Annotated in this window: 9 protein-coding genes; 6 read left to right on the forward strand and 3 right to left on the reverse strand. The window is 40.0% G+C overall.

Going from position 1 to position 11,279, the window contains the following annotated elements; all coding sequences use genetic code 11:
• A partial coding sequence (locus RQ763_RS04620) for an HAD-IC family P-type ATPase (RefSeq protein ID WP_314151475.1) occupies window positions 1-843 on the forward strand: 843 nt, incomplete at its 5' end.
• Here the strand turns inward: RQ763_RS04620 and ppsA are convergent.
• Window positions 840-3,221, reverse strand: coding sequence for a phosphoenolpyruvate synthase (gene ppsA, locus RQ763_RS04625; protein ID WP_314151476.1), 2,382 nt, complete (start codon window positions 3,219-3,221; stop codon window positions 840-842). The two genes, RQ763_RS04620 and ppsA, sit on opposite strands and share 4 nt — an antisense overlap.
• A gap of 124 nt (window positions 3,222-3,345) precedes the next feature.
• Between ppsA and RQ763_RS04630 the strand changes: the two genes are divergently transcribed.
• Window positions 3,346-4,203 (forward strand): hypothetical protein, encoded by an 858-nt coding sequence (locus RQ763_RS04630; protein WP_314151477.1) that lies wholly within the window; start codon window positions 3,346-3,348, stop codon window positions 4,201-4,203.
• Here RQ763_RS04630 and RQ763_RS04635 read toward each other — a convergent pair.
• A complete protein-coding gene (locus RQ763_RS04635; RefSeq protein WP_314151478.1) occupies window positions 4,200-5,429 on the reverse strand; it encodes an MFS transporter in 1,230 nt (409 codons plus the stop codon). The genes RQ763_RS04630 and RQ763_RS04635 overlap by 4 nt on opposite strands.
• Window positions 5,430-5,473: 44 nt before the next feature.
• The gene (locus tag RQ763_RS04640; RefSeq protein WP_314151479.1) at window positions 5,474-6,031 is read right to left on the reverse strand and encodes a hypothetical protein; all 558 of its coding nucleotides are present in this window, start codon (window positions 6,029-6,031) and stop codon (window positions 5,474-5,476) included.
• A 161-nt stretch (window positions 6,032-6,192) separates the two neighbouring features.
• Here RQ763_RS04640 and RQ763_RS04645 point away from each other — a divergent pair, with 161 nt between their 5' ends.
• The 4 genes from RQ763_RS04645 to RQ763_RS04660 form a co-directional block, all read left to right on the forward strand.
• A complete protein-coding gene (locus RQ763_RS04645) occupies window positions 6,193-6,507 on the forward strand; it encodes a hypothetical protein (protein ID WP_314151481.1) in 315 nt (104 codons plus the stop codon).
• A gap of 119 nt (window positions 6,508-6,626) precedes the next feature.
• Window positions 6,627-7,823 (forward strand): TolC family protein, encoded by a 1,197-nt coding sequence (locus RQ763_RS04650; RefSeq protein ID WP_314151482.1) that lies wholly within the window; start codon window positions 6,627-6,629, stop codon window positions 7,821-7,823.
• Entirely contained in the window at window positions 7,820-8,887 is a 1,068-nt protein-coding gene (locus tag RQ763_RS04655; RefSeq protein ID WP_314151483.1) for an efflux RND transporter periplasmic adaptor subunit, read from the forward strand. The genes RQ763_RS04650 and RQ763_RS04655 overlap by 4 nt, the downstream gene beginning before the upstream one ends.
• A partial coding sequence (locus tag RQ763_RS04660) for a CusA/CzcA family heavy metal efflux RND transporter (RefSeq protein ID WP_314151485.1) occupies window positions 8,887-11,279 on the forward strand: 2,393 nt, incomplete at its 3' end. The genes RQ763_RS04655 and RQ763_RS04660, both read left to right, overlap by 1 nt.

Consider the following 11,279-nt stretch of genomic DNA (forward strand, 5'->3'; position numbering starts at 1 on the left):
CTTATAGTAAAAACATTTCAAGAACTCGGTCACTTTGTGGCGGTAACCGGAGACGGTGTCAATGACGCGCCCGCACTTAAATTTGCAAACATCGGTATAGCGATGGGCAAAAGCGGCACGGATGTGGCTCGTGAATCAAGTGATTTGATACTAACGGATGACCACTTCGGCTCCATCGTAAATGGTGTAGAAGAGGGACGTGTTGCGTATGACAATATCCGCAAAGTTATTCATCTTCTTATAGCTACAGGATTTGCAGAGATAGTGCTTGTGCTTCTCTCAATCATATTTTTTATACCTGTCCCGCTTCTGCCTGTGCAGATACTCTGGCTCAACCTTGTTGCGAACGGCATACAAGATGTAGCACTAGCCGTTGAGAAGGCTGAACCCGGAGTGCTAAAACGCAAGCCGCGCGACCCAAAAGAGCCTATATTTAACAAAACCATGATTAGCAGAGTGGTTGTGGGCGGTCTCTATATGGGCATCTCCGCATTCGCTCTTTTTTATACGCTGCTTGAGTTTGGATACAAAGAGGAGGCGGCAAGAAACATCACACTGCTAATGATGGTGCTATTTGAGAATGTGCATACCTTCAACTCACGCAGTGAAAACAGCTCCATATTTAAAATCAACCATGCCAGAAATGTACTTTTATGGATATCCGTCATCACAGCGCAGGGTGTCCACATGATAGCCATGTACACACCTTTCATGCAGTCGGTGCTAAGCGTTGAACCCGTTACTTTAGAGATGTGGGGCACACTGCTTATCATAGCTTTAACACTGGTTGCAGTGATGGAAGTGGAGAAGTTTTTTAGAAAAAAATTCTCTCCAAACTCCTAAGAGAGTTTCTCTTCCAAGTCACTCACAATTAGGCGCATTTTAAAGAGTGAGTCTGGGTTTAGTGAGATGGAGTCTATCCCCTCTTGTACCAAAAACTCGGTAATCTCCGGGTAGTCTGATGGTGCTTGTCCGCAGATGCCTATGTATTTGCCTCTCTCTTTGCACGCTTTTATTGCCATTTGCAACATACGCTTAACCGCCTCGTTTCTCTCATCAAATATATGGGCGATTTTCGCACTCTCTCTGTCGACTCCAAGAGTAAGCTGTGTTAGGTCGTTTGAGCCGATTGAGTAGCCATCAAAAACCTCAAGAAATTTATCTGCCAAGATTACATTTGCGGGGATTTCGCACATGGCATAGATTTCAAGTCCATCTCTGCCTTGCGTAAGCCCTTGGAAGTTCATAATCTCTATAACTTTTTTTCCCTCATCAGGCGTGCGGACAAAGGGGATCATTATTTTGATGTTGCTAAGCCCCATCTCTTCTCTCACACGTTTTAGTGCCTCACACTCCCACTCAAACGCTTCGCGGTAACTTTCGTCGTAGTAGCGGCTGGCACCTCTAAAGCCTATCATCGGGTTCTCTTCCTCTGCTTCATAAAGAAATCCGCCGAGCATATTGCGGTACTCGTTGCTTTTAAAATCACTTGTTCTGATGATGACCGGTTTTGGGTAAAAAGCCGCCGCAATCATCCCTATGCCTTCGCTCAGCTTTTGCAAAAAGAACTCTTTTGTGTCACGGCATGGAGTCATAAAGGAGCGTATCTTCTCTTCGTCTTTAACGCTTTTGCCTTTGTGCATATCTACAAGCGCCATCGGATGAGCAGCGATGGAGTTGTTCATAATGAACTCCATTCGAGCAAGTCCGACACCGTCGTTTGGAAGTTTTGCAAAGTGAAAAGCTTCAGAGGGATTTCCGACATTTACAAATATTTTTGTTTTAGTCTGTTTGAGCTCTTTCATATCTACAGTTTTGACACTAAAGGGAACTTCTCCCTCATAAACATACCCCTCATCTCCCTGCGCACAGCTAACAGTTACTATCTGTCCGTCGTGAAGGATATCTGTAGCATTGGTGCATCCGACAACGGCAGGAACTCCTATCTCTCTTGCTACGATTGCCGCATGACACGTTCGGCTTCCGCGGTTTGTGATGACCGCAGAAGCTTTTTTCATGATTGGTTCCCAGTCTGGATTTGTAGAGTCTGCAACTAAGATATCGCCTTCCTTAAAGCGTTCAAACTCAGTTGTGTCATTTATGACAGTTACTCTTCCGCTTCCTATTTTATCTCCGACTGCACGTCCAGATGTTAAGATCTTTGCCCCTTTTACTCCATCAAGCGAGTAGCGTTGGTTTGTAAGACTCTTGTTCTCTCTATTTTTTACGGTCTCAGGTCTTGCCTGAACAATGTAGAGTTTGCCATCATCTCCATCTTTTGCCCACTCAATATCCATAGGACGGCTGTAATGTTCCTCGATGATAAGCGCTTCACGCGCGAGCTCCATAACCTCATCATCGGTTATTGAGAAACTCTTTTGCTCCTCTTCTGTGGTTGAAATATTTATAGTGCGTGATTTTTCACTGTAGAGCATCTTCTCTTTTTTGCTTCCCAAAGAGCGCTTAAGTATGGTTTTTTTGCCCTCTTTGAGCGTAGGTTTAAAGACAAAAAACTCATCCGCATTGACGCGCCCGCTCACTACGTTTTCGCCCAATCCCCAGATGGAGTTTATTAGGATGAGATTTTCTGAGCCGCTCTCCGTGTCAATAGTAAACATGATGCCGCTTGATGCGGAGTCGCTTCTCACCATCCTCTGCACACCGACCGAGAGAGCTACTTTGAAGTGGCTAAAACCACGGCTCGTTCTGTAGCTTATGGCTCTGTCTGTAAAGAGTGAAGCGAAACATCTTAAGACACTATCCAAAAGTTCCTCTTGTGTGCCGACATTTAAAAAGGTCTCCTGCTGTCCCGCAAAAGATGCGTCTGGAAGATCCTCCGCCGTTCCTGAAGAGCGAACTGCCACATCAACCCCGTCTTTTTTGTACTCGTTTGAGAGAGTCTTGTATGCCTCTTTGAGTTCCTCGACAAGGGCTTTTGGAAGGTGTGAATTTAGTATGAGATTGCGAACTTTAAGCCCGCGCTCTTGAAGATTATTTGTGTCTTGTATGTCCAGATCACTCAAGATGGAAGCTACCTTCTCTTTTATGGAGTTCTCTTCTAAAAGAAGCCAGTAGGCATCACTCGTAGTAGCAAAACCGTTTGGGATATTTACCCCTTTTGGAGCTAGATTTTGGTACATCTCCCCAAGGGAAGCGTTTTTGCCGCCGACTATCGCAATGTCGTTAATATTCAGCTCACTAAAAAATCGTATATATTTCATAAAAAACCCTTTTTATCAAAATCGTATATATATTAGCATAAATTGATGATTATTTAAGCACTAAAGATAATCTCTAAACTCTTGAGAGGGTTATAATAAAAAAGATCAACAAAAAGGCTTTAGCATGAAAGAGTATATGGAGATATATGCACAAAACAGGAAGAAAATAGAGGCATTTATAGAGGAGAGCATAGAAAATCTCGCACCTCTTCGCGCTCATGAAGAGAACAATTTTAAGATTCTATTTAGTACTTTTCCATCGCTGGAGCTTCTCTATGTCGTAAATAGCAGTACAAAAAAACAGACATCGGCAAATATCTTTAAATACAGAGTAGATGAGAGCGAAAGAGACAAAGACAGAAGCTATCTGCTTGAGAGGTTGGAGATAAAAGAGAACGATTTTGCTTTTGCACAGCCTTACCAAAGCTCGGCAACCTCAAATATCTGCATAACGGTTTCTAAAAAAGAGGGTTCTAGCATCGTTTTTATGGATTTGAGGCTTGAGATAATTCTAGAGAGACTTGGGCTTATAGAGAAGGATAAATTTTTTAGCAATGTAACCAAGCTCTTCTATATTTTTGCAGGATATTTTATGATGTTTCTCTCGGGTGCGGCTATATTTTATGCAGGCAGCGACTTTTTTACAAATCTTATGGCATCAAAACTGAGCATTGATACCATTTTTAAACCTATCATCGCAGCGACTCTGGGTCTTGCTATTTTTGACCTCTCTAAAACCATCCTGGAACAGGAGGTTTACTTCAAGAGTTATATAAAAAATGCAAAAATCGAGATAAAAACGCTTACAAAATTTCTTGTGACTATTCTTATAGCTCTCTCGATAGAGACGCTTATGGTCGTTTTTAAAATCGCTATAGAGAACCACGACAAAATGTTAAATGCACTCTATCTGATGATTGGGACATCTCTTTTTATTTTGTCTCTCTCGGTGCTTATCTATATGACAAAAGAGAGAAGTTAAGCGCTCTCTCCCCTTGGGTCGAGCGCAGGAAACTCTGCGCCTGAGATAGTTGGAATATTGACGAAAACGCTCATATTCTCATCAGCCACCCTCTCTCTTGAGAGTGAGTAGAAGCCCAGGAAAAGACTTAGAGTTAAAAAAGAGATGAATATAAAATCATGAAAGAAATAGGTTCCCACTCCTATGATAAGCGGTGCCGAAAAAGAGCCTAGACCATAAGCAAAGAGCAGGGTTCTGCTTATCTCCATAATGTTTTTGCTCTCCTCTACGACATCATTTGCTCTTGCTACCGCCAAAGGGTAGAGGCAGAATATGCCTACTCCAAGAAGCGCTCCTAAAAAATAGAAGGAGTTCTCATCGTAGGCGGAGAGCAAAAACCCGATAGATACAAGTGTGATGAAAAAACTGCTAAATGCAATCATCTTTCTTCTCCCGAGTCTATCGGAGAGGATTCCTATCGGCCATTGGGAGAGCAGAGCGCCTATGATGGTTATGGTCATAAAGATGGAGACTGTCTGGATGGAGCCGAATGTCTCCACTATAAAAACCGGTATCATGGTGAAAAATCCGCCGACAAAAAAGCCTCCTATGAAACTGCTTGCAAGCGCTAATGGGGCAATGCTAAATATCTTAGGGAGGCTATATCTCTCAAAAGGCTCTAAAATTGGCTCTTTTATCTTTGTCATAGAGATGAAGATTACCGAGAAAAGAACCAAAATTGAGCCGATTACAAAAAAGATAGAGCCGCTTTGATCGCCGATATTTAGCAGAAGTTGACCGATTGCCGTTGATAGATAGAAGATAATCGTGTAGATGGCTAAAATCTTTCCTCTGTGCGTTGTCGAGCTTTTTTCGTTGAGCCAACTCTCTAGGATGATAAGCAGTCCATAGTATGCAAATCCGGAGAGCAGTCTCAAAATCGCCCAAAACAGCTCGTTAAAATAGAGACTATGTCCCAAAAAACCTATAATCATAATGGAGGCAAATGTTGCAAAACTTCTTATGTGTCCGACACTCTGTATTATCTTTTGGCTAAAGATAGAAGCGCCTATGGCACCTAGAAAAAAGGATGCGTTGATGAGACCGATGGCGATATTGCTTGAACCCGTCTCTTTAAGATGAACACCGATAAAAGTTAAAATCATCCCGTACCCGATAGCCAAAAACCCTATTGCAAAAAAGAGGGAGGATATGGGTAGTACGGAGAATTTCTCTTTTGTGATCATCTTTGTTGTCCTTTTTTATTTAATTTTACAAAAACTCTGTTTTACTAGAGTCCGCTAAAAGCCTCTTTTAGTAAAATAGAGATCTTATTTGTTGCATTTGTAAGAACAGTTTTTTTATCACTCTCTTGCTCTTGCGTTATAGTAAAGCCCAAAATTTTTGATCTGTTGATGGAAAGCTCACTTTTTGTCGTAGCAGTCAACTCTTTCGTTTTATTGTGCGCATGAAGAGAGATTATAATCTGAAGCAGTTCTCTCTCTTCGTCTTTAAAGATGTTTTTCTCTGAGATCTCTTTTTCTCTAAAGAGAGTCGCTTTTGTATCGAGCAGATATTCACTCTCCACATTTAGCGACTCTTTGTCTCTTACATCCATAGAGATTCTAAAACACCCTGTATCTTTAAGTGATTTTGCAAGAGCGTCTCTAATCTCCTCTTTAGTTATGTGAAACGACTCATCACCGTTTTTTACCTCAATCTCATTTAGATAAAGCGTTGCAACAACAGCTGAGCAAAGTCCTTCGTTTTGGATATTTAAAACCCTCTTTTTATCGACGCATCCGGATACAAAGAGAAGCACAAATATCGCTAGTAAAATTTTTTTCATGTAGGTACACTCCATTTTTTTGATAAGCGGCAGTATAACATAACGGAGATATTTTAAAAGTTCTGCGTTGAGGTTTAAAAAGCCTAAAATTAATCAAAAAAACAGTCTGTTTTAACGCTTTTAGAGGAAAATCATTAACTATTTTTTAATAGAATTCGACCATGAGTTTAAAAAAAATATGGCTATTTTTACTTCTGGCTACAATAAGTTTTTCTGTAATGCATGATTACGCTTTTGTCGCATTAGAGGATAATCACTGCTCTGTAAAGAGTTCTCTTTATGAGGTGTCTGAAAATGCGCAGTGCGAAACTACAGATACTCTATGCGAGGTTCATGTAGAGTGTCATTCTATATTTCCTTTTGTAGAAAAATCAGCTTATATTCCCGTCATACAAAAAAAAGCTTCTTTTTTTAAATATAACGAAACGTTTCTCTCTTTGAACTATTTTAATTTCTTTAAACCCCCTATCGCATAACTCCTTTAACCATTAAAATCTATAAACTTTAAATAAAATAAGCATATTTTTATGCACAAAAAAGGGTAGTTGTGAAAATTTTTATACTATGTATTACACCATTAGAGAAAAGAGCTTAAATGAAAATTATTTTATCTCTTTTTATAGCTGTTTTTTCTTTAAATGCAGCGACAATCACTTTAGATGAAATCTTGCTAAAGGTGCAAAATGAGCATCCTTTGGCAAAATCGATAGAGGCGCTTAAAGGTGCTCACAGTTCACAAAACAGAGCTGCCGGACTTAATGAACCTCTTGAATTTTCGGCAGAAGGGGCATACGCAAAGCCAGATTTGGATAAATCAGGTTATGAGTACAGCGTTGGGGTAGCGCAAAACATAATGCACCCGAATGTAAAGAAAGGGGCAACGCAATCTCTTAGGTATCAAAACGAATCAGAGATTTTAGAGCTAGAGCATGAGTTTTTTCTCTTGCGTCAAGAGGTAAAACTCCTCTATCACGTTAACTGCTTAAACCAAAAAAACACTCTGCAGTACAGAGACTCTTTTTTGGCTTTTGAGAAGTTTTATGAGAAAAAAAAGAGAGCCTATGAGTATGGCGAGATCTCTAAAAAAGATCTTTTAGCACTTCAAATAGAGCTAAATAGAATTAAAGCTGAGTACAAGCTTTATGAAAATGAAGTAAATATCTCTCGTGACAATCTAGAGTCCAAAACTCTTTTACCCTTTTTGGGAGAAAAAGAGCTCTCTTGCAAAGATACCACACCTATTATAAAAGAGCTACAGTTTGATTATGAAAATAAGACGCTCAAAGAGCAATCGCTTGAGAAAAAAATCTTAACATATCAGAGTGATTTTGAGAGATATAACGTCTCTTTTGATTCGTTTACACTTGGGGCAGCTTATCAAAATGAACTTGATACGGATAAATTTGTATTCTCGTTATCTATGCCGCTTAATTTTACGACATCTTTGTATGAAGAGAATCGTGCGGCGGCTCTGCATAAAAAAAGTGCACTCATGTATGAAAAAGAGGGAATAAAACTTCAAAAGAGTTCCCACTCAGATGCGCTTAAAAAAGAGCTGGCGCAAAATTTTGAGAGTATCAACGCATACCAAGTCATGGTGCAGATGTATGAAAATGAGCTGATGCCTCTTGTAAAAAGTGCTTATGATCTTGGAGAGGCTTCCGTAATTGAGTATCTTTTGAGCCAAAGAGAGCTTTTGGGTCTTAAAAAAGAGCTTGTTGAACATTATAAAAAATATTACAAAACACTATTTGAAATCTATAGCGTTTTACAAACGAAGGAAAAATTATGAAAAAAATTATTATGGCACAGATAGTATTTGCACTTTCCTTAACAGCAGATGTTACGCTTACACCCCAAGAGGAAAAAAGTTGGCAGATTCAGAGTGCTAAAGCAAAAGAGGTTACGTATGTGCCTCTTGATACATATATGATGCAAGTCACTACCCCGCCAACCCTTCTACACACCATCTCCGTGCCTTATGAAGCGCAAGTGGTGCAGCTGCATAAAACAGAGTTTGAACATGCCAAAAAGGGTGAAGTTCTTGCAACTTTGAGTTCACAAAACTGGATAGAAGCGCAGAAAGAGGCAATTGATACTTGGATAGAACTCTCCTATAGTAAAGATGAGGCAAATCGCAGATCACAACTCTGCAAAGAGGAAATAATTGCTCAAAAAGAGTGTTTTGTAGCAGATGAAGAGATGAAAAGAGACACTATAAAGCTTCAAGCTGCAAAAGCGCTGCTTCGATCTTATGGAGCAACGGATGAGGTGATGCAAAAACTCTTTAATGAGCTCACTATTTTCTCAAATATAGAACTTCGTTCTTCAGTAAAAGGAGTAGTTTTACAAACGGACATCCAAGTGGGTAAAAATATCTCTCCCTCAAGTGCTCTTTTTGTTATCAAAACAGAGGGAGAGAATTGGTTAGAGGCAGATATTCCTCAAGCAGTCGTAAAAACCCTGCAACCTTCGCAAGAGGTCATCTTAAGAGTAGGTAAAGATGAGATAAAATCAAAGATACTGCTTATATCACCGACATTACACCCTCTTAATCAAACGAGATATGTTCGTTTTGTTCTTCCAAAGGATGCAAATCTTTTAGCCGGACTTAGAACAAAGGTTGAGCTTAGTGTTGCAAAACGTGCTTTTGTGATTGATAAAAAAGCTCTTATCCGACAAGATAACGAGAGTATTGTATTTATCAAAAAAGGTCAAACATATAGCGCTCTGAGGGTAGATGTGCTTGCCGAGAATCGTGAGGTGTGTTATCTGGAGTATAAAGAGGAGCTCAAAGAGCCGATTGCCGTAACTGCAACGAGTATATTGCAAAATAGACTCAATGAGGAGAAATAATGAGCCATATTATCTCTTTTGTACTTTCACAGAGGCTATTTACATCTCTGTTGGCTCTTATAGTTTTAGGATTTGGTATAAAGTCATATAACAATCTTCCTGTTGACGCTTTTCCTGATATTTCGCCTACACAGGTCAAAATTATTATGAAGTCCAGCGGCATGACACCTGATGAGATAGAATCACGCATAGTTATTCCTCTAGAGATGGGCATGCTCGGCATTCCTCATCAAACCATGATGCGCTCAACGTCAAAATACGGTATTTGCGATATTTCAATAGACTTTGAAGAAAAAACAGATATATACTGGGCAAGACAGCAGGTAAGTGAGCGCTTAAACTCCATCATGGATGAACTGCCCGCAAATATAGAAGGTGGATTGGCACCGATCAGCACGCCTCTTAGTGAGATATTGATGTTTACGATAGAGTCAAAAACTCTTAACTTAACAGAGAAGCGCTCGCTTCTTGACTGGGTGATTTCACCGAAAATCCGCTCAGTTAGCGGTGTGGCAGAGCTAAATGCCCTTGGCGGAAATGTAAAAACTTATGAGATAACGCCAAAGTTTGACGCAATGCGCACTTACGGCATAAACTTAGAGCAGATAATAACAACACTTGAGAAAAACAATCTTAATGACGGTGCAGGAAGAGTGACTCAGGGAGTAAACAGTGTTCTAGTACGAAGTGTCGGGCGGATTAACGATATATTTGATATTCGCAAACTAAGCGTTGCCCAAATTGAGGGGAAAGTAATAACGATAGATGATGTTGCAGATGTACATGTGGGATATTTGACCCGTTCAGGTTTTTCTACTAAAAATGGAGACGGAGAAGTTGTTCAAGGAATTGTTTTAGGACTAAAAGGTGCAGATACCCAAAAAGTTTTAAAAGAGGTAAAGTCAGAACTTAGCGAAATGGAAGCGATGCTTCCACAAGATACAAAAATAGATGTATTTTATGATCGTTCACAGTTGGTTGATTTGGCAACGCAGAGCGTAAAAAAAACACTCTTAGAAGCTGTTATTTTAATTGTTATCGTATTGTTGCTTCTTCTTGGAAATTTTGCTTCCGCTCTTAGTGTTGCGATTATTCTGCCGTTTGCACTTCTTATGAGTTTTATTGCGATGGATTATTTCGGACTCAGTGCTAATCTTATGAGCTTGGGAGGATTGGCGATAGCTGTTGGTATACTTGTGGATTCTGCGGTTGTTATGGTTGAGCATATAACGGCAAGGCTCGGAGATGAAAAGTATAAAAACAAGAGCAAACTACATATTATCCACACTGCTGCCGTTGAGATGGCGCCTTCAATCGTAACGGGAGTGCTTATAATCATCATCGTTTTTATGCCTCTGCTTACTCTTGAGGGGTTAGAGGGAAAACTCTTTAAACCGGTTGCTCTTAGTATAGTATTTGCACTCTTTAGCTCTTTGATTTTATCTCTTACCCTTATCCCGGTTCTTAGTTCATTTATATTAAAAATCCGTCCCGATAAAGAGTCTTGGTTAATCACTCATCTATTAAAAATCTATAAACCGTCTCTTGATTTTTCTATAAAACACTCTAAAACGGTATTTGGAGTGGTAATAGTTCTCTTTGCGGCCTCTTTATATCTTGCTTCAAAAACAGGTAAAGCTTTTATGCCTACTATGGATGAGGGAACAACTATCGCAATGATAGAGTCTCTACCCTCTATAAGTCTTGAGGAGAGTATAGAGTTAAACAAAAAGATTCAGACAAAAGTGATGAGTGATGTACCTGAGATTTCATCCATAGTCGCGCGTACTGGGACTGACGAGCTTGGGCTTGACCCGATGAGTCTTAACGACACAGACACTTTTTTTATTCTCAAGCCACAAAATGAGTGGCGTGAGCCATCAAAAGAGTGGGTAAAAAATGAGATAAGAAAATCTCTTGACGAGATGGTAGGGGTCGAGTATGTTTTTACCCAACCAATTGAGATGAGAGTATCGGAGATGTTAACCGGTGTGCGCGGTGATTTGGCTATAGATATCTTTGGAGACGACCACGGTGAGCTTGAACGCATAGCTTCCGAGATTAAACCTCTCTTAGAGACCATCAAAGGAAGCAGTGATGTCTATAAAAAGAGCAACGAAGGGGTCGAGTACTTTGAGCTGGAGTTCAATCAGCAAGCACTCGGTTACTATGGGGTAAACGAATCTGAAATCGCAAACTTTATGAAAGTAATGGTTACGGGAGTTCAAGTCGGTATAGTTCAAGAAGGTATGCGCCGTATCAACCTGATGGTAAAGGGCGAAGAGAGTATGTATAAATCACTAGATGAGTTAAAAAAACTCTACTACATTTTAGAAGATGGAAAAAGTATCCCGCTTTCTAGCTTGGTAACTTTTAGAAATACAACAGGACC

The organism is Sulfurimonas sp. (genome assembly GCF_032250635.1).
In the GTDB taxonomy this organism is placed as follows: Bacteria; Campylobacterota; Campylobacteria; order Campylobacterales; family Sulfurimonadaceae; genus Sulfurimonas.

What these genes read in the sequence shown, in the direction of transcription:
- ppsA (WP_314151476.1), bottom strand. Translation starts at nt 3,221, where the DNA reads ATGAAATATATACGATTTTTTAGTGAGCTGAATATTAACGACATTGCG.
- RQ763_RS04630 (WP_314151477.1), top strand. Translation starts at nt 3,346, where the DNA reads ATGAAAGAGTATATGGAGATATATGCACAAAACAGGAAGAAAATAGAG.
- RQ763_RS04635 (WP_314151478.1), bottom strand. Translation starts at nt 5,429, where the DNA reads ATGATCACAAAAGAGAAATTCTCCGTACTACCCATATCCTCCCTCTTT.
- RQ763_RS04640 (WP_314151479.1), bottom strand. Translation starts at nt 6,031, where the DNA reads ATGAAAAAAATTTTACTAGCGATATTTGTGCTTCTCTTTGTATCCGGA.
- RQ763_RS04645 (WP_314151481.1), top strand. Translation starts at nt 6,193, where the DNA reads ATGAGTTTAAAAAAAATATGGCTATTTTTACTTCTGGCTACAATAAGT.
- RQ763_RS04650 (WP_314151482.1), top strand. Translation starts at nt 6,627, where the DNA reads ATGAAAATTATTTTATCTCTTTTTATAGCTGTTTTTTCTTTAAATGCA.
- RQ763_RS04655 (WP_314151483.1), top strand. Translation starts at nt 7,820, where the DNA reads ATGAAAAAAATTATTATGGCACAGATAGTATTTGCACTTTCCTTAACA.